Source organism: Streptomyces sp. NPDC049954 (assembly GCF_040656295.1).
In the GTDB taxonomy this organism is placed as follows: domain Bacteria; phylum Actinomycetota; class Actinomycetes; order Streptomycetales; family Streptomycetaceae; genus Streptomyces.
In genome coordinates this window covers 339,478-361,189 of sequence record NZ_JBFALS010000008.1, presented here as the reverse complement: position 1 = coordinate 361,189, position 21,712 = coordinate 339,478, and the positions used below count along the sequence as shown (strand labels likewise).

Annotated in this window: 19 protein-coding genes; 8 read left to right on the top strand and 11 right to left on the bottom strand. The window is 74.9% G+C overall.

Annotated elements, in window-relative coordinates; translation table 11 throughout:
* Nucleotides 1-192: 192 nt before the first annotated feature.
* Nucleotides 193-2,220 carry a hypothetical protein gene (locus AB0J21_RS21070; RefSeq protein WP_363147554.1) on the bottom strand — a complete coding sequence of 676 codons (2,028 nt, stop codon included), beginning with the start codon at nucleotides 2,218-2,220 and terminating at the stop codon, nucleotides 193-195.
* Between the two features lie 92 nt (nucleotides 2,221-2,312).
* Nucleotides 2,313-3,383: a hypothetical protein gene (locus tag AB0J21_RS21065; RefSeq protein WP_363147553.1), complete on the bottom strand. Its 1,071-nt coding sequence runs from the start codon at nucleotides 3,381-3,383 to the stop codon at nucleotides 2,313-2,315.
* 169 nt (nucleotides 3,384-3,552) lie between these two features.
* Between AB0J21_RS21065 and AB0J21_RS21060 the strand changes: the two genes are divergently transcribed.
* The 3 genes from AB0J21_RS21060 (at nucleotide 3,553) to AB0J21_RS21050 (ending at nucleotide 5,703) form a co-directional block, all read left to right on the top strand.
* Nucleotides 3,553-4,638, top strand: coding sequence for an S-(hydroxymethyl)mycothiol dehydrogenase (locus AB0J21_RS21060; RefSeq protein ID WP_363147552.1), 1,086 nt, complete (start codon nucleotides 3,553-3,555; stop codon nucleotides 4,636-4,638).
* Nucleotides 4,638-5,267, top strand: a complete 630-nt coding sequence (locus AB0J21_RS21055; RefSeq protein WP_363147551.1) for an MBL fold metallo-hydrolase — start codon at nucleotides 4,638-4,640, stop codon at nucleotides 5,265-5,267. The genes AB0J21_RS21060 and AB0J21_RS21055 overlap by 1 nt, the downstream gene beginning before the upstream one ends.
* 190 nt (nucleotides 5,268-5,457) lie before the next feature.
* Nucleotides 5,458-5,703, top strand: coding sequence for a hypothetical protein (locus AB0J21_RS21050; RefSeq protein WP_363147642.1), 246 nt, complete (start codon nucleotides 5,458-5,460; stop codon nucleotides 5,701-5,703).
* A 72-nt stretch (nucleotides 5,704-5,775) separates the two neighbouring features.
* Here the strand turns inward: AB0J21_RS21050 and tatA are convergent, their stop codons facing one another.
* A complete protein-coding gene (gene tatA, locus AB0J21_RS21045; protein WP_363147550.1) occupies nucleotides 5,776-6,114 on the bottom strand; it encodes a Sec-independent protein translocase subunit TatA in 339 nt (112 codons plus the stop codon).
* 144 nt (nucleotides 6,115-6,258) lie between these two features.
* Here tatA and AB0J21_RS21040 point away from each other — a divergent pair, with 144 nt between their 5' ends.
* Nucleotides 6,259-7,758, top strand: a complete 1,500-nt coding sequence (locus AB0J21_RS21040; protein ID WP_363147549.1) for an LCP family protein — start codon at nucleotides 6,259-6,261, stop codon at nucleotides 7,756-7,758.
* Nucleotides 7,759-7,777: 19 nt separating this feature from the next.
* On the opposite strand, the gene AB0J21_RS21035 is transcribed toward AB0J21_RS21040, so the two are convergent.
* The 8 genes from AB0J21_RS21035 to AB0J21_RS21000 form a co-directional block, all read right to left on the bottom strand.
* A complete protein-coding gene (locus AB0J21_RS21035; RefSeq protein ID WP_363147548.1) occupies nucleotides 7,778-10,360 on the bottom strand; it encodes an HAD-IC family P-type ATPase in 2,583 nt (860 codons plus the stop codon).
* A complete protein-coding gene (locus AB0J21_RS21030; protein WP_363147547.1) occupies nucleotides 10,347-10,697 on the bottom strand; it encodes a metalloregulator ArsR/SmtB family transcription factor in 351 nt (116 codons plus the stop codon). Before AB0J21_RS21030 ends, AB0J21_RS21035 begins: the two co-directional genes overlap by 14 nt.
* Nucleotides 10,698-10,831: 134 nt before the next feature.
* Entirely contained in the window at nucleotides 10,832-11,068 is a 237-nt protein-coding gene (locus tag AB0J21_RS21025) for a twin-arginine translocase TatA/TatE family subunit (RefSeq protein WP_363147546.1), read from the bottom strand.
* Between the two features lie 131 nt (nucleotides 11,069-11,199).
* Entirely contained in the window at nucleotides 11,200-12,237 is a 1,038-nt protein-coding gene (locus AB0J21_RS21020; protein ID WP_363147545.1) for a sporulation protein, read from the bottom strand.
* 129 nt (nucleotides 12,238-12,366) lie between these two features.
* Complete coding sequence (locus tag AB0J21_RS21015) at nucleotides 12,367-13,437, bottom strand: helix-turn-helix domain-containing protein (RefSeq protein WP_363147544.1); 1,071 nt, start codon at nucleotides 13,435-13,437, stop codon at nucleotides 12,367-12,369.
* 13 nt (nucleotides 13,438-13,450) lie between these two features.
* Nucleotides 13,451-14,674 (bottom strand): cation:proton antiporter, encoded by a 1,224-nt coding sequence (locus AB0J21_RS21010; protein WP_363147543.1) that lies wholly within the window; start codon nucleotides 14,672-14,674, stop codon nucleotides 13,451-13,453.
* 6 nt (nucleotides 14,675-14,680) lie between these two features.
* Complete coding sequence (locus AB0J21_RS21005) at nucleotides 14,681-15,166, bottom strand: TrkA C-terminal domain-containing protein (RefSeq protein ID WP_363147542.1); 486 nt, start codon at nucleotides 15,164-15,166, stop codon at nucleotides 14,681-14,683.
* Between the two features lie 722 nt (nucleotides 15,167-15,888).
* Nucleotides 15,889-16,203, bottom strand: coding sequence for a DUF3040 domain-containing protein (locus AB0J21_RS21000; RefSeq protein ID WP_363147541.1), 315 nt, complete (start codon nucleotides 16,201-16,203; stop codon nucleotides 15,889-15,891).
* Between the two features lie 458 nt (nucleotides 16,204-16,661).
* On the opposite strand from AB0J21_RS21000, the gene AB0J21_RS20995 reads away from it, so the two are divergent.
* The 4 genes from AB0J21_RS20995 (at nucleotide 16,662) to AB0J21_RS20980 (ending at nucleotide 21,673) form a co-directional block, all read left to right on the top strand.
* Entirely contained in the window at nucleotides 16,662-17,693 is a 1,032-nt protein-coding gene (locus AB0J21_RS20995) for a HAMP domain-containing sensor histidine kinase (RefSeq protein WP_363147540.1), read from the top strand.
* Complete coding sequence (locus AB0J21_RS20990; RefSeq protein ID WP_363147539.1) at nucleotides 17,690-18,415, top strand: response regulator transcription factor; 726 nt, start codon at nucleotides 17,690-17,692, stop codon at nucleotides 18,413-18,415. The genes AB0J21_RS20995 and AB0J21_RS20990 overlap by 4 nt, the downstream gene beginning before the upstream one ends.
* 74 nt (nucleotides 18,416-18,489) lie before the next feature.
* Entirely contained in the window at nucleotides 18,490-19,476 is a 987-nt protein-coding gene (locus tag AB0J21_RS20985) for an MDR family oxidoreductase (RefSeq protein ID WP_363147538.1), read from the top strand.
* Nucleotides 19,477-19,762: 286 nt separating this feature from the next.
* Complete coding sequence (locus AB0J21_RS20980; RefSeq protein WP_363147641.1) at nucleotides 19,763-21,673, top strand: NAD-binding protein; 1,911 nt, start codon at nucleotides 19,763-19,765, stop codon at nucleotides 21,671-21,673.
* Nucleotides 21,674-21,712 lie beyond the last annotated feature (39 nt).

Sequence of the window (21,712 nt, the reverse complement as noted above, 5' to 3'; positions counted from 1 at the left end):
CCACAGTGTCGCCGCCACCACCCCGAAATGCGCGCCGACGCGGAGAGCCGGGTGAGCGGGTGGGCCACAAGTGGCGATGATGACGTGGGTGGATGGCCTGAATGCACTGCCCGGCCCGCCCTCGGCCGGGGCCTGCGGCCGGGACGCCGCCCCGACCGCCGCGTCGCCGGGGCCAGGGTGCTCGGGACCGAACTACCCCTTTTCGTAGGAGAGTTCCCGCAGGGTGCCGCCGTCCGCGAGGCTCCCGGTGAGTCGCACCCGCGCGTCCTCGGGGGCCCGGCGCGCGAAGGTCGTACCGCGCTGGACGCCGCTCACCGCGCCCCGCGCCCGCAGAGCCGTCACCGCGCGGCTGCCCGCGCCCACGACGTACCAGTGACCCGCCGGGGAGCGCCAGTGCGTCCCGGCCACCACGTGCCGGCCGAACCTGCTGCACGCGGCCGTCGCCCGGGCCCGCCCCACGACGTCCACCGGCGCGGCGGGGGAGGAGGCGGGGGTGCGCAGCGACAGCAGGACGTCGCCCGGTCCGCGCCACGTGTCGGCGCGCGTGCAGGCCCACACCGCGCGGCCGCCGTCTTCGGGCAGGTCCTGCCGCGCGAAGTCCCACGTGTTGACGGAGCGGACCCCGAGTCCGCGCATCGCGTCGAGCCGGCAGCCCAGCCGGGCCCACGCGAGCAGGGCCGCCGGACCCGTCGCCTCACGCGGCTGACGCGCGGGGGCGCCCGAGCCCGGCAGCGGCGTGTACGTCAGGTGCACCGGCGTGAGGTCCCCGAGGTCGGCCAGCAGGAAGGAGTGGTTCTCCACGATCCGCGCGGAGGAGCGCAGCTGAAGCACCGGCAGACGGGCGCAGGAACCGCCGGCCGGCGCGCCGGGCACCGGATCACTCACCCCGGAGCGCGACACCGCGAGGGCCGCCGCCGGGGTGTCCGGCCTCAGCAGGTCCCTGGTCGTGCTCCTGGCCACCCACGGCGCGGTCAGATAGCGGGTGCCGGCCCGGGTGCGGCTCAGCACGAGGGCCGCCGCCGTCGTGACGTCCGCGTCGTCGGTGCGGACGAGATCCAGGGCCGCGTCCCCCTTGCCGTCCAGCGGCCGGGCGTAGCGCACCGCGCGCTGCCCGTCGTGCAGCAGGACCACGGCCGACCCGTCCACGTCCCCCGCGAACAGCAGCTTCGGGGAGCGGGGCGGCGCGTCGACGGGGGTGCCCGGGGCGCGGGTGACGCGTACCCCTTCGTGCTCCCCGCGCGCCGCCGCACCGCGCACCGCCCGCGCGGCCCGCGCCCACGCGTTCAGCGCCCGCGCGAGCAGTTCCTCGTCACCGGTGCGCTCCCCGCGGGTGGGCCAGGCCGTGAAGTCGACGCGGGAGGTGTCGTCCCACGGCACCTCCTTCTCGTCGACCACCCCGCGCGGGTCCAGCGCGCCCGTGCCGCGCGGGACCGGGGCGGGACCGGCCGAGGGCAGGGTCGCGGCGCCCGTACCGAACAGGGTCAGCAGGAGAGCGGCCGCCACGACGGCCGCGCCCAGGGCCATCCCGAGCCGCACCCGGTGCCTGCGCCGCAGCAGGTCCGTCGGCCGCGTCCGTACCGAGGACGGGTCGAACTCGGCGGAGCGCACGAGTGCGGCCGGGTCGCCCTCGGCCTCCCGGGCCAGCCGGCCGGCCAGCACGACGGGCGTCGAGGTGTCGGTGACGCCCAGCCGGGACAGCACCTCGCGCACCCCGGGCTCGGGCAGCCCCTCCAGGGCGGACAGCGCGAGCGCGGCCCGCGTCACCCCGTCCGCCTTCGACAGCGCCTGGTCCAGCGCCAGTTCCTCCGTGCCGCCCGCCCGGGGAAAGAAACGCAGACCCCATACGACGGGCAGACCGGGGCGCAGGACGCGCGGCGGCGGCAGCCGCCCCGGCCACCAGCGCGGACGCCGCTCATGGGCCAGGGCCTCCCGCAGGATCTGCTCCCGCACCCACGCGTACCCCGGGCGGTCCCGCGCGCCGCGCGGTGAGGGCACCCGGCGCGGCGCGGGCCGCAGCAGCCGGGAACCGGTGCCGGGCAGGGCCCGCTGGACGATGCCGTGCGCCGCGAGCACGCGGCGGTGCCGGCCCACGGCCGGTGGCAGGACGAGGTAGGCGAGGCGCACGAGCCGCGCGTACTGCTCCACGAGAGCCGCCTCGGCCTGGTCCAGGTCGATGCGCTCCCCGGGGGAGCGGGACTGTTGCCGCGAGGACGTGGGCATGGGAGAACCTTTCGGATGACGGCGGCGGAAGGGAACCTTCGCTGCGTCAAACGAGTGATTCGTCGGACCGTCACATCACGAGTGCGCTTCCGTCACTTGTGGTAGAGGGGCAGGTGTCCGCCCCGGCCCCGTATCCCGGGGTGCGCCGCCATGATCTCCTCGGCCGCCGCGCTCACCCGGGGCAGCAGGTCCCGCACGGTGGACTCGGCCCGCCAGTGCAGATCGGCGGGTGTGCGGACGCCGAGATCGGCGAGGACCTCGGCGAAGGCCGGCCACCGGCGCTCGTGCTCCTGCGGGGCGTCCGCGGCCAGCGCCGTGTGGCAGCGGGCCAGGGTCGCCACGATCCAGAACACCGCCTCCCGGTGCAGTCCCTCCGCGATCAGCGCCGCACTCCCCGCCACGGCGATCGGACGGGCCCGCGCGGTCAGGTCCGAGCTGAAGGGGAACGGCGTGCGCGCCACCTGCGCCGTCGCGTCGAAGGTCTCCACCAGCGTGGCCAGGTGCCGCCGCACCACCGGGGCCGGCAGTCGCGCGCAGCCCAGGGCCTCCAGCAGCGCCGGGTACAGGTCCAGCCGGCCGAAGTCGCTCAGCACCTCGCGGGCCGCCGGGTAGCGCAGCCGGATCGTCGGATTGCGCAGCGCGGCGACCAGGAGGACGTGCGCGGACACCCCGGTAGGGAAGAACCAGGCCGTGACCTGCTCGTGGAAGGGCGCCGCCCCGTCGAGCGCGCCGAGCCGGCCCCGTACCCGCTCCTCGGCCTCGGCGCAGCGCCGCCGCACCCAAAAGCGGTCGGCGAAGTCCCGCGCGACCCGCTCCCGCAGAAGGGCCAGCCGCCCGCTCGGATCGGCGATCACACAGTCCCGTACGAAGGGACCGGCCAGGTGGTAGTCGCCGAGCACCGCCTCCGGCGTGACGACCGTGCTCCACGGCTCGTACGTCACCTCCAGCAGCGCGCCCCGGTGTTCCAGCTTCCCCGGCTTGGGCGGGGCCTCGGCGCGGTCCACGAGCACCACGACGTCGACGTCGGAGGAGGGCGCGAGGTCCGCGTCCCGGTCCAGCAGCAGCGTCGAGCCGGTGAAGTAGGCGCCGCGGAAGTCCGGCAGGACACGGGCGTACCGCGCCACCCAGTCGGCGGCGGCCTCGCGCGCCCGCCCCACCTTCATCGCGTCCCCCTGCCGCCCCCGGATGTGGCCTTCACTGTGGCACAGGCCCGCCCGGCGGCACGCACCTGCCGCCGCGACCTGCGGGGAACGGCCCCCTGGGCGCCTGCGGGACCCGGCTGCGAGACAATCACGGACGGGCGACCCCACCCCGAAAGAGAGAGGCTTCAAGATGCCACAGCAGGTACAGGGCGTGATCGCGCGGGCCAAGGGCGAGCCGGTGCGGATCGAGACCATCACCGTCCCGGACCCGGGCCCGGGCGAGGCCGTCGTGCGGATCCAGGCGTGCGGGGTGTGCCACACCGACCTGCACTACCGCGAGGGCGGGGTGAACGACGAGTTCCCCTTCCTCCTCGGCCACGAGGCCGCGGGAGTGGTCGAGTCGGTCGGCGAGGGCGTCACCGAGGTGGCCCCCGGCGACTACGTCGTCCTCAACTGGCGCGCGGTGTGCGGCCAGTGCCGGGCGTGTAAGCGCGGGCGCCCGTGGTACTGCTTCGACACGGCCAACGCCACACAGAGGATGACCCTCGCGGACGGCACCGAGCTGACGCCGGCCCTCGGTATCGGGGCCTTCGCGGAGAAGACCCTGGTCGCCGCCGGGCAGTGCACCAAGGTGGACCCGGAGGCCTCCCCGGCCGCCGCCGGACTGCTGGGCTGCGGGATCATGGCGGGCATCGGCGCCGCCATCAACACCGGCAACGTCACGCGCGGGGACACCGTCGCCGTCATCGGCTGCGGCGGTGTCGGCGACGCGGCGATCATGGGCTCGCGGCTGGCCGGAGCCGCGCGGATCATCGCGGTGGACGTCGAGGACCGCAAGCTGGAGACCGCCAGGAGGCTCGGCGCGACCCACACCGTCAACTCCCGCACGAGCGACCCGGTCGACGCGATCCGCGAGCTGACCGGAGGCTTCGGCGCCGACGTGGTGATCGAGGCGGTCGGCCGCCCCGAGACCTACGAGCAGGCGTTCTACGCCCGGGACCTCGCCGGGACCGTCGTCCTGGTGGGCGTGCCCACCCCCGAGATGAAGATCGAGCTGCCGCTCATCGACGTGTTCGGCCGCGGCGGCGCCCTCAAGTCCTCGTGGTACGGCGACTGCCTGCCCTCGCGCGACTTCCCGATGCTCATCGACCTCTACCGTCAGGGCCGGCTCGACCTCGACGCGTTCGTCACCGAGACCATCGCGCTCGACCAGGTGGAGACCGCCTTCGCGCGGATGCACGAGGGCGATGTGCTGCGTTCGGTGGTGGTCTTCTGATGGCCGCCCGCATCGACCACCTCGTCACCTCAGGCACCTTCTCACTCGACGGCGGCACCTGGGAGGTCGACAACAACGTGTGGCTCGTCGGCGACGACGAGGAGGTGATCGTCATCGACGCCGCGCACGACGCCGAGGCCATCGCCGAGAAGGTGGCCGGACGCCGCGTCACGGCGATCGTGTGCACGCACGCCCACGATGACCACGTCGGTGCCGCGCCCGCCCTCGCGGACCTCACCGGGGCCTCCGTCCTGCTGCACCCCGCCGACACCGAACTGTGGAAGCTGACCCACCCCGGCCTCGTACCGGACGGCCCCCTCGCGGACGGTCAGCGGATCTCCGTCGGCGGTACCGGACTGACGGTGCTGCACACCCCCGGGCACGCGCCGGGCGCGGTGTGCCTGTACGCGCCGGACCTCGGCACCGTCTTCACGGGGGACACGCTGTTCGCGGGCGGGCCCGGGGCCACCGGCCGCTCCTTCAGCGACTTCCCGACCATCGTGGACTCGATCCGGGAGAAGCTGCTGACCCTGCCCGCCGACACCGTCGTGCGCACCGGACACGGTGACAGCACCACGATCGGCGCCGAGGCCGGCCACGTCCAGGAGTGGATCGACCGGGGGCACTGACCCCGCACGGAGAGGGCCGCGCCGCCGGGAACGGCTGTGCGGCCCCGAGCCGTTGGGGCGCCCGCCCCGACGGGAGCGGAGGACGTCCCGGCCCGGGCCCGCGGTGTCGTCGCGGGCCCGGGCCGGGCGACACCGTCCGAACGCCGCGAACGACGTTTATTGCGCAAGCCCTAAACTCTCTGGCATGTCAATGGATACGGCGTCCACGGGCGCAGTGCAGGGATGGGAGGCCGCGGTGCTCGACGGAGGGCCCGCGGACGGACTGCGGATGAGGGTCGCCGACCGCCCGGGTGTGGTGCAGGTGACGCTGCCCTGCCCGGTGGACGAGGAGCCCGGTGCGGCCGGGCTGCGGGTCGAGGCCCTGTACGTCTACCGGCGCGATCCCCGCGTCCGTGAGGAACCGCTGCGGTACGGCTTCGACGGAGCCACGCCCTGAACGGGGCGCAGCGCCCCCGGGGAGCCCGCCGTCCCGGCCGGTCCGGCGCTCCGAGCCCGGACGTGGGCGCGCTCAGCGGGGGACGGACGCGGTGGTGGCGGCGCCCCGGTGGTCCGCGTCGGCCGTACCCGCACCGCCCGCCGGGTCCTGTCGCACCGTCGAGAAGCCGGCGCCCGCTTCCCGGGCCCCGGCGGTCCCCGGGTCCCCGGCGGGCGCGGTGCTCCCGGTCGTGTCCGTGGCCGCCGGGGGCTCCGCGTTCTCCGCGCGCAGCGCGGCCGTCTCGCTCTTGAGGATGCGCAGGGACTTGCCCAGCGCCCGAGCCGTGTCCGGCAGCTTGCGCGAGCCGAACAGGAGGACGGCGGCGAGTACCACGACCGCCAGGTGCCAGGGCTCCAACGCGTTACGGAACATGAGCGCCTCATTCTTCGTCTCAGGGCTTGGGGGAACCGGTGTACGGTTCCCCACCGGCAAGATTGCTACATTGCGCAACTGTACAACTGTGGGGTGGGTGGCGCGCCTCCCCCGGACGGCCCGGACGGACAGAGGTGTGTGCGCATGACACGCAGGGACGGTGCGAGCGGTGGCGCCGGGCACATGGCCCGTCGCCCGGCGCCGCGCGGCGGCCGCAACAAGGTCCTCATGGCCCTCGCCGTCGTCGGCGCCTTCGCCGTGCTGGCGAGCGGTGGCTTCGGCTGGGTGTGGTTCAAGCTCGGCGGGAAGATCAGTACGTTCAGCGGTGACGGGCTGTCCGACAACCGCCCCGCGGCCGGCGGCGGAGGCCAGAACGTCCTGGTGATCGGCTCGGACAGTCGCTCCGGAAAGAACAAGGAGCTCGGTGGCGGCGAGGGCGACATCGGCCGCTCGGACACCGCCTTCCTGCTGCACGTCTACGCCGACCGGCGGCATGCCGTCGCGGTCTCGGTGCCCCGCGACACGCTCGTAGAGATCCCGCGCTGCCGGCTGCCGGACGGCAGCTGGAGCGCGCCGCGGGCCGAGGCCATGTTCAACTCGGCCTTCTCCACCGGCGAGACCCCGGAGGGCAACCCGGCCTGCACCCAGAACACCGTCGAGAAACTGACCGGCCTGCGCGTGGACCACACGGTGGTGGTCGACTTCAACGGCTTCTCCAAGCTCACCTCGGTGGTCGGCGGCGTCCCGGTGTGCCTGCCGAACGACATCTACCAGCGGGACCTGAGCCCCAAGCGCCCCACCCGGGGCGAACTCGTCTTCCACGAGGGGACGCAGAAGGTCTCCGGACAGCAGGCCCTCGACTACGTCCGGCTGCGGCACGGCATCGGCGACGGCTCCGACATCGGCCGCATCAAACGTCAGCAGGCCTTCGTCTCCGCGCTGCTCAAGACCGTGCGCGAGAAGGGGCTGACCCCCACCAGACTGCTGCCCCTCGCGGAGGCCGCGACCGACTCCACGACCGTCGACCCCGGACTCGGCTCGGCCGACAAGATGCTGTCCTTCGCGCTCTCCATGAAGAACGTCGACCTGCACAACACGAAGTTCGTGACGGTGCCCTGGCGGTACGAGGGCAGCCGGGTCGCCGTCGTCCAGCCCGGCGCGGACGCCCTGTGGTCCGCGCTGCGGCGGGACAAGCCGATCGGGGACCCGCCGAAGAAGAAGACCGGGAAGACGGGCGAGGCGAAGGCCGCCGACGAGGCCCCGGCCACCGGCGCCGGCATCTCGGTGAGCGTGCGCAACGGCACCACCGTCCCCGGTCTCGCCGCCCGCGCCGCCGGCGTGCTGCGCACGGGCGGGTTCACGGTCGCCTCCACCGCCACCTCGCCCGACCAGGGGCACGCGACGACGACGATCGCCTACGGTCCCGGCGCGAAGAAGGCCGCACAGACCACCGCGCGCTGGTTCCCCGGCGCCACCCTGAAGGCGGCCGAGGAACCCGGCGTGACCGTGACGCTCGGCAGCTCCTACGCCAACGACCCGGCCGCCGCACCGAGTTCACCCGTCGCCCCGGCCAAGTCCGCACCCGTCGGCTCCGACGCCCGCTCGGCCGACGAGAACCCCTGCGAGGACGTCTCGTACGGCTGATCACGGCGCGCGGGGCACCTCAGGGGCGGTCCCCGCCTCCCGGGCCCGGGCCCCTCACCCGGCCGCGCAGCAGGACCACCGCGCCCGCCACCGCGCAGCCCGCACCCACCACCGCGTAGTACGGACCGGGCAGCGGCACCAGACCCAGTGCCGCGCCCGCCGGGCCGAGCGGCAGCAGGACGCCGGTCCCGGCCAGCGCGCCCGCCGCGCGCAGCAGCGGTCCGCGCGCGAGGCGGCGCCCCGGACCGAGCAGCATGAGGAACACGGCCTGCGACAACAGGTTCTCGGTGAACCAGCCCGAGTGGAAACCCGCCTCCCCGGCAGCACCGCCGGAGTGCCGCAGGGTGAACGCGAGCACGCCGAAGGTCGCGAGGTCGGCAGCCGCGTTGAGCAGCCCGAACCGGACGACGGCGCGCAACAGCTCCGGCACCCGCAGCACCGAGGGCGCCGCCGAGGCACGCGGCCGGGTGCCCCGCCCCACGAAAGCGAGCTGCGCGGCGTCGAAACACAGGTTCTGCACGAGCACCTGCGCGGGCAGCATCGGCAGGAAGGGCAGCAACAGGCCGGCCACCAGCATGGACAGGACGTTGCCCAGGTTCGAGGAGAGCGTCAGCCGCAGATACGCCAGGACCGTCGACGTACTGCGCCGGCCGGCCCCCACCGCGTGTCCCACCGCCGTCAGGTCCTTGCCGCTCAGCACGAGATCCGCGCTCTGCCGCGCGAGGTCCACCGCACCCGAGGGGCACAGGCCCACGTCGGCGGCGCGCAGCGCGGGCACGTCGTTGACGCCGTCCCCGAGGAAACCCGTCGTCCGGCCCGAAGCGCGCAGCAGGCCGACGATCCGCGCCTTGTCGGCGGGCGAGCAGCGGGCGAACACCCGGGTGCGGGCGACCAGTTCCTCCCGCGCCGGGGCGGGCAGCGCGTCGAGGTCCGCCGCGCTGACCACGGCCCCCGGGTCGAGACCCAGGTCACGGCAGGCCCGTGCCGCCGTCCCCGGCTGGTCTCCGGTGAGCACCCGTACGTCGATCCCCTGCCGCTCCAGCCCGCGCAGCGCCGCGCCCGCGCTCGGGGCCGGCTCGTCCCGCAGGGTGACGAAGCCCACCAGGCGCAGCCCGCGCACATCGGCCGGGGTGTACGGACGGGTGCGGGCCGCGCGTTCACCGAGGGCGACCGCGAGCAGCCGCAGCCCGCTCTCCGTCGCGGCCCTCACCCGGGCGTGGAGGTCGGCGCGCTGCCCGGGGGACAGCGCGCACCGGTCGAGGACGCTCTCGACGGCGCCGTTGACGACGAGGGTGTGCCTCCCGGCCGTCCCCGGGGTACGCACCACGGCCAGGGCGAGGCGTCGCTCCGGGTCGAAGGGCAGCGCGTCCACCCCGTCCAGTGCGAACGGGTCGTGGCCCTCGGCGGCGGCCGCCGCCAGGACGGCCGCGTCCAGCGGGGCCGGGCCGGGAAGTTCGGCCAACTCCAGGGTCCAGGCCGCCGTCACCGCGGCCCAGCGCAACGCCTCGGGCTCCGGATCGCCGTACGGGCCGAGACTGCCGTGCACGACGGGCCGGTCCGTGGTGAGCGTGCCCGTCTTGTCGACGCACAGCACCTCCGTACCGCCCAGGTCGTGCAGTGCCGACAGCCGGTTCACGATCACCCCGTGCTCCCGCGCGAGGCGTCCCGCCGCACGGGCGGGGGCGAGCGTCGTGACGACCGGGAGCATCCCGGGTGTGAGGCCGACGGCCACCGCGACCGCGAACGGCAGGGTCTGCGCCCCGCGGCCCTGGGCGAGCGCGTCGGCGGCCAGGACGAGCGGCGGAATCACCAGCATGAAGCGCACCAGCGTCCACGCGATGCCGCGCACCGAACGGTCGAAGGCGCTCGGCATACGGCGCCCGGCCGGCGCCCGCCAGGCGCCCGACAGCCGGGTGTCCGCGCCCGTCGCGAGCACAACCCCGGTGGCGGTACCGGCCGCGACCGAGGCCCCCTGGAGGCACAGCCCCGGCGCGTCCAGCGCGGCGGGCCAAGGCCGTGCGCCCTCCGGTGCCGCCAGGGCCGGGAAGTCGACGGCCGTCTTCGCGACCGCGTCGCTCTCCCCGGTGAACGCCGCCCGGTGCACGCGCAGCCCGTGCGTGCGCAGCAGCCGCAGATCCGCCGGAACCTGGTCGCCGGGGCCCAGCAGGACCACGTCTCCCGGCACCAGCTCGGACACCGGCACCTCACGCACCCGGGCCGCGCCGCCCGGGACTTCCCTGCGCCGTACCGCCGCCGTACCGGCCACGAGCGCGCGCAGGGCGGCGGCGGAGCGCCGGCCGCGGTCCTCGCCCAGCGCCCGCAGGACCAGGCTCGCGGCCACCAGCGCGGCCGTCACCCCCGCCGTGCCGAGAGCGCCCACGGCCGCCGCGACCGGCACCAGGCAGAGCAGGACGGCGGTGAACGGGTCGCGCAGCCCCCGGGCCAGGACGAGGAGCCCGTGCCGGGCGCGGGGCGCAGGAGGGGTGTTGGGCCCGTACCGGGCGAGCCGGTCCCCGGCCTCCTGCTCGGTCAGTCCCAGCGGGCCGCTGCCCAGGCGGCGCAGCACCTGGAGCGGGGGAGCGGCGATGTCAGGCGAGGTCACGGCGGGCCGCCGGAGTCGCACGGCGCCCGTCGAGGCCGCCGATCACGAGCCGGACCACGGCGACGACATCGGGATCGCACACGTAGTACACCTGTCGCCGGCCCTCGCGACGGGCACCGACCAGACCGGCCAGTTTGAGTTTGGTCAGGTGCTGGCTGACCGCGGGCAGCGCCCCGCCCACACGCTCGGCGAGCCCCGTCACATCGCTCTCGCCCCCGGCCAGCGCCCAGACGATGTGCAGCCGCGCGGGAGAGGCGAGGAGACCGAAGACGGAGGCCGCGTCCGTGAGTACGCCGACGGACGGATCGTCCTCGTACCCGCCGCTGTCCCTGGCCATCGCCGCTCTCCGTTCCGCCGGGCCGGTGCCGGGCCCGAGCACAGTGTAGGCACCGGCGAAACGGCCCCCTGCGCGGGCCCGGGCCCCGCCGGAAGCCTTCCGGCGGGGCCCGGCGCGGCCGGTTCCGGCCTCGTTCAGGCGGCCGGGTCCCTGGGCTTCTCGGTCCAGTCGCCCGGTCGCGCCCGGATGGTGCGCGGTTGTCCCGGTGCCTCCTGCGGACCGGGGGTGTCCATGTCCTTCATGGTGCGGCGCTCGCTCTTGAGGATGCGGGTGGCCCGGCCCGCCGAGCGCACGAGGTCCGGCAGCCGTTTCGCTCCCAGGACGACGATCACGACGATGAGGAGCAGGGCGATCTCACTGATGCCGAACATCGCGGGTGGTGTCTCCCCGGAAGGCGGTCGGGGCCGGGGCGCGGTCGGCGGCCCGGCGGCTGGTCGGAGCCGAATCTACAGGAGCGCACAGGGCCGGACCAGATCCTCCGGCGCGGGCCGGGCGGAGGGGCTCAGTCCTCGTCGCCGCCCCCCTCGTCCTCGTTCTCGTTCTCGTCCTCGTCCTCGTCCTCGAAGAAGTCGCCGACCTCGTCCACGATCTCCGCCGCGACGAGCCCGCCCGCGACCCCGACCGCGAGGCCCGCCGCCCCGGCGGCCACCGCCGCGCCGACCCCCGGGCCCGAGCGGTGTCCGCCGTGTCCGCCGTGCCCCTCGTGCCCGGAGTGCTGCCCGCCGTACGGGTCCCCGTGGCCGTACGAGGCGTGGTCGCCGTAGACCGCGCGGTGCTCCACGAGCCGGCTCACCCAGCCGTCGACCTCGCTCGTCCAGTCCAGCTGCCCGGCCTGTTCGTGGGAGACGGTGAACCGGGTGAGGGTGTCGTGCCCCTCGGAGAACAGGCCGCCGCGTTTGTCGGCCTCCAGGACGACGTCCATGCCGCCCGGCGAGGCGAGGAAGGTCACCTCGATCTCGTTGACCGCGTGCGCGTACCGCGGCGGAGGCGTCAGCTCGATCTCCTGGTAAAAGGGCAGCTGCTGACCGGTGCCGCCGATCCGCCCCAGTTCCAGGTCGGCACAGCGGAAGCCGAAGCCCAGCCGGCCGAAGGCCTCCAGGACCGCCTCCTGCGCGGGCAGCGCGCCGACGGTCAGCGGGTCGAGGTCGCCCTTGTCCCGGCCGCCCGCGACGGCGACCTCGGTGCGGACCCCGAGCACGATGCCGAGCGGCTGCCCGTACAGCTCGGTCAGCGGCGTTTCCCAGGGCAGGACGAGCGAGAACGGCACGGTCTCGCGCTCGCCCTCGGCGATCCGCAGCCCGCCGCCGACGAGGTACCGCTCGAAGACGACCCCGCCCTCGTGCTCGCCGTCCTCGGTCTCGGCCTCGACCCGGGCGACGAGTTCGAGCGTGATGCCCTCGATCCGGGCCTCCGCCCTGCCGCCCTCGACGCGGACCTCGCCGGACAGCGTCCCGCCGGGCAGGACCGGGCCCGGCGCGAGCACCGTGTCGACCGTGGGCCCGCCCACCCCGAGCGAACCGAGCAGTCGTGTGAACACCATCGTGGCTTCCTCCCGCGGACAACCGGCGCGTCCCTCGCGCCGTCTACAGCCGTGTAGAGCATAGAGGCGCAGGTCACCGCCGCCCGACGGGGCGTCAGACGCGGTTGACGCGGCGCCCGTCGGGCGCGTTCAGATGTCCTCGCCGGGCCAGCCGAAGAGCCGGGCCCCGATGACCGCGGTGTGCAGGGAGTAGCGGTCCATGGCGTCGTTCAGGTCCATGCCGGTCAGCGCCCGGATGCGCTCCAGCCGGTAGGTCAGCGCCCGCACGCTCAGACTGAGGCGGCGCGCGGCCTCGGCGGAGACGCAGCCCGCGTCGAAGTAGACGGTGAGCGTCCGCAGCAGCGGCTTCGGCCCTCCGCGCGCCGCCTTCAGCGGGCCGAGCGCGGTGTCCATGAGGTCGAACATCGCCTGCCGGTCCCGCATCAGCACCGGGAACACCAGCAGGTCGGACGAGGACAGCACCGGGTTGTCGAAGCCCATGCGGTCCGCGATGTCCAGTGCGCCGACGGCCTCCTCGTAGGACAGCACCACCCCGCCCGGGCCCGGATGGGGGCGGCCGACGGCCGCTCGGCAGTCCTCGGCGGAGGCGTACGCCTGTTTCGCGAAGAACCGGGCCATCTCCTCCTGTCCGGCCGGTACGACACAGATCAGCAGGTCGTTCTTGGTGGTCAGCAGGGTCCTGCGGTCACCGAACCGGGCGAACACGGCCGCCTCCACGGAGCGCGCCACGGGATGCCCGTCGTCGTAGGGCTCCGAGCCCCTGGCCACCGCGACCACGTGGGAGTGCGCGAGCCGCAGCCCGAAGCGCTCGGCGCGCTCCGCGAGCCGCCCCTGGTCGGCGCGGCCGTGCAGCAGGTCGTCGATGAACTCGCGGCGCGCGGCCTCCTCGTGCCGCACCGCGAGCCGCTGGGCGCGCTCGTAGCCCTCGGCGCTCGCGTCGACGGCCTGCTCGACGGCGGCGAGCACCTCGGGCCCCGAGGAGCCCGAGACCCCGGGCGGCGCGGGCCAGTTCGCCCGGGCCGCCGTCAGGAGCCCGTTGACGAGGGAGCGCAGCCCGTAGCCGTCCTCGGCGGCCTGTTCGCCGAGGCTGCGGCGCGCGGTCAGTTCCTCCCGGCTCAGCCGGCGCCCCGTGCGGGCCACCTCGGCGAGCGTCTCGCGGAACCCCTCGGTGTACGTGTCCGGAATCTCTCTCGGCTGCACGAGAGCACCTCCCCTAGTTCGCCGCGGCCGTGCTGTCCGGGGTCTCGGCACTCTGAACGGCGGGAGGTTCGGCCGGGGCCGGCCGTGCGCGGCCCAGCAGCCTGCGGGCCAGGGGCTCGGTCCAGCGGGCGGTGAGCGGCCCGACGATCACCAGGATCAGGACGTACGCCGTGGCCAGCGGCCCGATGCGCGGCTCGACGCCGACGGCGAGACCGGCGATCACGATGGAGAACTCGCCGCGCGCCACGAGCGTCCCGCCGGCCCGCCAGCGTCCGGCGCGCTTGACCCCGGCGCGGCGCGCCGCGTACCAACCGGTGGCGATCTTCGTGCAGACCGTGACGACGGCCAGGATCAGCGCCGTCAGGAACACCGGCGGGATGTCCGCGGGGTCGGTGGACAGGCCGAAGAACACGAAGAACACGGCGGCGAACAGGTCACGCAGCGGCGCGAGCAGATTGTGCGCGCCCTCGGCGACCTCACCGGACAGGGCGATGCCGACGAGGAAGGCCCCGACCGCGGCCGACACCTGAAGCTCGGCCGCGACCCCGGCGACCAGCACGGTCAGGCCCAGCACGACCAGCAGCAGCATCTCCGGGTTGTCGGAGGACACCATGCGGCTGATGAGGCGGCCGTGGCGCAGCGCGAGGTACAGCACGAAACCGACGGTGCCGAGCGAGATGAGCAGGGCGAGGCTCGCGCCGCCCAGGCTCAGCCCGGCCAGCAGCGCGGTCAGGATCGGCAGGTACACGGCCATCGCGAGGTCCTCGATGACCAGGACCCCGAGGATGACGGGGGTTTCACGGTTGCCGAGCCGGCCCAGGTCGCCGAGGACCTTGGCGATCACCCCGGAGGAGGAGATCCAGGTGACCCCGGCGAGCGCCACGGCGGCCACCGGACCCCAGCCGAGGATCAGTGCGCAGACCGCCCCGGGCAGCGCGTTGAGGACGAAGTCCACGATGCCCGAGGGGTACTGCGTCTTGAGGTTGGTGACGAGTTCGGAGGCGCTGTACTCCAGGCCCAGCAGGAGCAGCAGCAGGATCACCCCGATCTCGGCGCCCGTCGCGACGAACTCCTCGCTGGCGTTGAGCGGCAGGAAACCACCGTGCCCGAAGGCCAGGCCCGCCAGCAGATAGAGAGGGATGGGGGAGAAGCCGATGCGCCCGGCCAGGCGCCCGAGCAGGCCGAGGCCGAGAATGATCGCACCCAGCTCTATCAGCAGTTCAGTCGTGTCGTGCACGAGGGGTCATCCTCCAGTGATCAGTTCGGCCACGGCGTCCACGCCCTCGCGGGTGCCGACGACGACGAGTACGTCCCCGATGGCGAAGCGGAAGTCCGGGGTCGGAGAGGGGACGGCGTCGGTGCGCCGCAGCACGGCGACGATCGAGGCGCCGGTGCGGGTACGGGCCTGCGTGGCGCCCAGCACCCGGCCGGCGAACGGGGACCGCTTCGTCACCGGAATGTGCTCGGTGACCAGGTCGATCTCCACGTGGCTGTGCAGGTACCTGACCGGGTCGGGCTTGAGCAGACCGGCCAGGGCCAGCGACTCCGCCGGGTCGAGCTGCGCGCTGTCGAGGCAGCTGTCCTCGTCCTCCGGGTCGTGGAGCCCGATGATCCGGCGGCCGTCCTGGTGCACCACCACGGACACGTGCCTGCCGGACTCGGTGTCCAGGTCGTAGCGGGCTCCGATCCCTGGGAGAGCGGTCTTGCGGAAGTGAGCGGTGGGCTCCATCGAAAACTCCGTACGGTGTTCCGGATGCGGGGACGCATGGTGACGGGCCGGGCGGCGGCGGCCGCGCGGCCCCCATACCGTGCCATCCCGGGAGGGCGCACAGAACACCCGTGCGTCGGTACGGGCGGTCCCGGGGGTGCTGGCTTCCGTGTGTACGGCTCCTGATGCGGGGCGGCGGGACACGGGGACGGACCCCGGGACGCGGGATCAGGGGGCGGAGGGGAGCGGCGGTCGGGGACGGCGGAGGGTCCGGCGCCCGGTCTCAGCGGGCGGAAGCGCTATGGGGTACGGCGTCGCGCGGCCGGACTCCGATCCGCCCACGGCCCCGGGGGCGCACAGCGGTGGCCGGGGTGTGTTTGTGCCGGCCGGAGGGACGAAGGAACGCCGGCGCGCGGCCGGTGAGCCGTTCGGTCTCCATGGGATGCCCCCTCCCTGGCCTGCGACGCCGAGGTCCCCGACCTCGGCCGCGCGAATGCCCGGCAGCGCCGAAGCGGCTGACCGAGCTTGTTATTTGACCAGTACTTTAACGTACGGCAATGGCGACAAATCGCCCTTGCGGGGAGGTTCAGGGCGTTACGCCGGGAGGGAATTTCGCGGGCGACCAAGGTGTTTGCGCCCGCGCGGCTCTCTTGACTTGCCGCACCTCGACCACGACCGCGGCGTGCCCGGCCTGCCGATCGGCAGGCCGGGCACGCCGCGGTCGTGGACCGGAGGGCGGGTGGTCACCGCCCCCCGGGCGGTCCGTCCCCGCAAGGGGCCCGGGGCGGTTCTCCGAGGCCGGGGCGCGATCGTGTGAGCGGACGCTCCAGGAGGTGTGCCGCTATCCCCGCGGCCACCAGGCCGGTCGCCAGCAGCAGTCCGTGGCCCGCGGCCAGCCCGCCCAGCAGGACGGCGAACGCCGCCGCGAGCAGCAGCACCGCCCAGCCCCGTACGACACGGCGCGGCCGGCCGGTGCGCAGGGCGCGGTCCAGTCCCGGGTCCTCGCGGCGCAGCTCGCGCTCCAGGGTGGTGAGCCTCTCGTCGAAACGGTCGTCCATCGCTCGCCCCTCTCTCGTGCCGGCCCACGGCCGCGCGACGGCGGCCCGTACGGTCCACCGTCCGGGGCGACGTACCAAGGGCATTCCGTCCTCACGCCCCCGCCACACCTCGCACCCGGCCCCGGTCGCCGAGCGCCCTCCCCGGCCCGGGGCGGCGGTCGCGGCCGGGCCCCTGCCGCTGCGAGCGGCGTCGCGGCACCTGCTTCGACCCTCCCCGCATTCCGCCCCCGCCGCCATCGGGGTCACCGCCCACCCCGGGGGGAGCGCGCCGCGCACCCGTCCCGGGGTGGGCCCCCCACGCCGCGGCGACCTCCGGAATGGGTGTCACCACGGATGGACGGGGCCCACGGCGATGCGCCAGGCTGGGCGGGACACCGCCCCGCGCCGTGCCCGGGGCTCCGCGAGCCGCCCCGTGCCCGCGGACCCGCCGCCCGGACAATCCACGAGGAGGCCGAGCGATGTCGCTGTTCTGGCGCATCTTCCTGCTGAACGCCGCCGTGCTGCTCGCCGCGACGAGCATGCTCCTGCTCGGACCCGTCACCGTCTCCGCCCCCGTCGTCCTGACCGAGGCGCTCATCCTCGCCGTCGGTCTCGCCGCGATGCTCAGCGCCAACGCGGCCCTGCTGCGCGTCGGTCTCGCCCCGCTCCAGCGCCTCAACCGGGCGATGACCACGACCGACCTGCTGCGACCCGGACGGCGCCCCGACGTCTCCGGGCACGGGGAGGTCGCCGGGCTGATCACCGCGTTCAACACGATGCTGGACCGTCTGGAGGCCGAACGGGCCACCAGCGCCGCACGTGCCCTGTCGGCACAGGAGGGCGAACGCAGGCGCATCGCCCAGGAGTTGCACGACGAGGTCGGCCAGACCCTCACCGCCGTCCTGCTGGAACTCAAGAGCGCCGCCAAGGGCGCCCCGCCCGGACTGGCCGAACGGCTGCACCAGGTGCAGGAGACGACGCGCGGCGGACTCGACGAGATCCGCCGGATCGCCCGCCGTCTGCGCCCCGGCGTCCTCGACGAACTCGGTCTGCGCTCGGCCCTCGCCTCCCTCCTCGCCGAGGTGCCGGCCGGCAGCGGGCTGAGCGTCGCGCGCCGCTTCGACCCCGAACTCCCGCGCCTGACCGAGGACGTGGAGCTGGTCCTCTACCGCGTCGCCCAGGAAGCCGTCACCAACACGGTCCGGCACGCGGGCGCCCGCCACCTCGACCTGAGCCTGCGCCGCCTCCCGGGCGGCGTCGAACTGCGGCTGCGCGACGACGGCCGGGGGGTGGACGCCGCCCCCGAGGGCGCCGGTCTGCGCGGCATGCGGGAGCGGGCCCTGCTCATCGGGGCCACCCTCCAGGTCGGCGAGGCCCCCGGCGGGGGCACCGAGATCTGCCTGAGCGCCCCCGCGGCGCCCCGGCCCGTCGATCCGCCTGGCGAGCGGACGGGCCCCGCACCGGACCTCGCCCCCGGCGGCCCCCGCACTCAGCATGTGACTCTGCCATGACCACAGTCGCCACGGACGCGTCGCCCCCGGCACCCGCGACGAACACCGCTCTCGGGGCCCGGCCGGCCGCCGCGGCCACCCGCATCCTGCTCGCCGACGACCACGCCCTGGTACGGCGCGGGCTGCGGCTGATCCTCGACGGCGAACCCGACCTGACGGTGGTCGCCGAGGCCGGGGACGGCGCGGACGCCGTGGAACAGGCCCGCCTGCACCGGCCGGACCTGGCCGTCCTCGACATCGCGATGCCCCGCATGACCGGGCTCCAGGCCGCCAGGGAACTGTCCCGCACGATGCCGGGCCTGCGGATGCTCGTCCTGACGATGCACGACAACGAGCAGTTCCTCTTCGAGGCGCTCAAGGCCGGGGCCGGCGGCTACGTGCTCAAGTCGCTCGCCGACCGGGACCTGCTCGCCGCGTGCCGCTCCGCGATGCGTGACGAGCCCTTCCTCTACCCCGGCGCGACCGGCGCCCTCATCCGGCACTACCTGGAGCGGGTCCGGCGCGGCGAGGACCCCTCCGCCGACCGGACGATCACCCACCGCGAGGAGGAGATCCTGAAACTCGTCGCCGAAGGGCACTCCTCCAAGGACATCGCGGCGCTCCTGGTGATCAGCGTGAAGACCGTCGAACGGCACCGCGCGAACCTGCTGCACAAACTCGGCCTCAAGGACCGCCTGGAGCTGACCCGTTACGCGATCCGCGCCGGACTCGTCGAGCCCTGACCGTGACGGACGGGACGGGAGGGGCACACTGACGGGGAACAGTCCACCCCCGCAGCGCCGAGGAGAACCGCCACATGTCGTTCCGCGCCATCCGTGTCACCAAGGACGACCAGGGGCAGCACGCCGCACTGGAGACCCTCGACGAGGACCAGTTGCCGGACGGCGACGTCACCGTCCGCGTCGAGTACTCGACGGTCAACTACAAGGACGGCCTCGCGGTCTCCGGGCGCGGCATCGTCCGCAGCTTCCCGCTCACCCCCGGCATCGACCTGGCCGGCACCGTCGAGTCCTCCGAGCACCCCGGTTTCACCCCCGGCGACCGCGTCGTACTCAACGGCTTCGGCACGGGCGAGAAGACGGACGGCGGCCTCGCGCAGAAGGCCCGGGTGCGCGGGGAACACCTCGTACGCCTGCCCGGGAGCCTCACCACCCGGCAGGCCGCCGCGATCGGCACCGCCGGGTACACCGCGATGCTCAGCGTCCTCGCCCTGGAGGACGCCGGGGTGACCAAGGACAGCGGCGAGGTCCTGGTGACCGGGGCGGCCGGCGGCGTCGGTTCGGTGGCCATCGCCCTGCTCGCGCGGCGCGGCCACCAGGTCCTGGCCTCCACCGGGCGCCGCGAGGAGGAGGGCGACTACCTGCGCGGCCTCGGCGCGGCCGGGATCGTGGACCGCGAGGAACTGTCCGGCCCCGGAAAGCCGTTGGCGAAGGAACGCTGGTCCGCCGCCGTCGACACCGTCGGCAGCCACACGCTGGCCAACGTCCTGTCGGCGACACGCTACGGCGGCACCGTCACGACCTGCGGGATGGCGCAGGGCCTGGACCTGCCCGCCTCGGTCGCCCCGTTCATCCTGCGCGGCATCAGCCTGCTGGGCGTCGACTCGGTCTACGCCCCGATGGAACGCCGGGTGCGCGCCTACGAGCGGCTCGCCGAGGAACTCGACCCGGCCCTCCTGGAGGGCATGATCACGGTGATCGGCCTCGACGAGGTCCCGGACACCGCCCGCCGCATCCTGGAGGGCCGCGTCAGGGGCCGCACCGTGGTCGACGTCAACGCCTGAGCGGGGGCGGGGGAGGGGCCCGTCCACGGTGCGGGTGCGGCGCCCCACCCGGCAGAGGCCGTCCGGCACCAGGGCCGAGCGGCTGGTCGTCGGGGTCGACGTCCTGGGCCGGTGGCCCAGCTGCTCGTACGATGAGCACGCGGGCGTGTGACCCCGACTGCCCTGCGGGGCAAGGGATCAGACGGCCGGTCAGCCGGCCGGGTGCGCGCGGGCACGCCCATGAGGCAGGGTGGTGCCCGTGCCCGCTCTCCCCACCCAGACCGCGCCCCCGGCCCCCGAGCACCACATGGTGGTCGCGGGCGACGACGCCCTCGCGCCCAGGATCGCCGCCGAACTCGCCGACGTCTACCGCGAGCGGGTCACCCTCATCGAGCCCCCGTCGCCCGGCGGGCTCGCCACCGGCGCCGCGTTCTCCGGCCGCGCGCTGGGCCGCGCCTCGGCCCTCCTGGACCGTATGACCTCCGCGATGAGCCGGACCCCGGCCCCGCAGCCGCCCGCCGGGGCCGCGCCCACCGGGGACATCACCGTCGTCGAGGCCGCGCACCTGGACGACGAGGCGCTGACCGAGGCCGGGGTGGGCCGGGCCCAGGCGCTCGCCCTCGTCCACGACGACGACGAGGCCAACATCCACGCGGCCCTGCGCGCGCGCCGGCTCAATCCGCGACTGCGCCTTGTGATCCGGCTCTACAACCGGCGGCTCGGTCAGCAACTGGAGGAACTGCTCGACCAGGCCGCGGTCCTCGCCGGTCTCGACGCCGGCGTCTCCAGCGTCACCGTGCTCTCCGACGCGGCCACCGCCGCCCCCGCGCTCGCCGCCTCCGCCGTCGCCGGTACCAGCAAGGTCATCCAGGCCGACGGCATCCTGCTGCGCGCCGCGGAACGCCGCCCGGCCGGCGGACAGGACGTCGCCGCCCCCGGCCTGGCCACCCTCGCCCTGCTGTCCGCGACCATCGGCGACCCGGGCGGCGCCGAGGGCTCGGACAGCAGCACCGACGGGCCGCGGCTGCTGCCCGACGACGCCGAGGTCGCCGCCGCGACGGGACGCGAGACCGTCGTCCTGGAGCAGATCGGCCGCCCCGGGACCGGGCACCCCGGACCGCTCGCCGGCTGGCGGGTACCGCTGGGCTCGCTGTTCTCCGCGCGACTGCGCTGGTCCATCGCGGGGCTCGCCGCCGCCGTCGTCGCCCTCACCGCCACCGCGAAGTTCCTCACCGGCGACCACCCCCTGCACGCCGCGTACATGACCCTGCTCGACCTCTTCGCCATCAACGAGCCCGCCCTGGAGGACGGCCGGGGCCGGCAGGTGCTGCAACTGCTGAACGGCCTGGTCGGGCTGCTCCTGCTGCCCGTGCTCGTCGCCGCCGCCCTCGAAGGGCTCGGCACCTTCCGCACCGCCTCGACGCTGCGCCGCCCGCCCCGCGGCCTGGCCGGGCACGTCGTGCTGCTCGGCCTCGGCAAGGTCGGCTCCCGGGTCCTGGCCCGGCTGCACGAGATGAACATCCCCGTCGTGTGCGTCGAGGAGGACCCGGAGGCGCGTGGCATCCCGCTGGCCCGCCGGCTGCGGGTGCCCTGCGTGATCGGCGACGTCGCCGACGAGGGGGTCCTCGAAGCCGCCAAGATCGGCCGGGCCGCCGCCCTGCTGGCCGTCACCAGCGTCGACACGACGAACCTGGAGGCCGCGCTCTACGCCCGTTCGCTCAATCCACGGCTGCGGGTGTCGCTGCGCCTGTTCGACGACGACTTCGCGACCGCCGTCTACCGGACACTGCGCGCCGCGCATCCCGGTGCCCTGACCCGCAGCCGCAGCGTCTCCTCGCTCGCCGCGCCCGCCTTCGCGGGGGCCATGATGGGGCGCCAGATCCTCGGGGCGATCCCGGTCGAACGCCGGGTCCTGCTGTTCGCGGCGCTGGATGTCGCGGGACGTCCCGAACTCCAGGGCCGCACGGTCGCCGAGGCCTTCCGGCCGGGCGCCTGGCGGGTGATCGCGCTCGACACCGCGCGGCCCGGCGACCGCCGTCCCGACCTGAGCGAGCGGCCCGCCGAGGAGGGCGGCGGTCTCGTGTGGGACCTGCACCCCGGCTACGTCCTGCGCGCCGAGGACCGGGTCGTCCTCGCCGCGACCCGGCACGGCCTCGGCCGGCTGCTGGGCCGGCGCGACCGCCCCGGCCGCGAGACGACGGCCGACTCGGGCCACTGAGCGCCCTCCACGTGCCAGGCCAGGCCGGGGCGGGGCGGT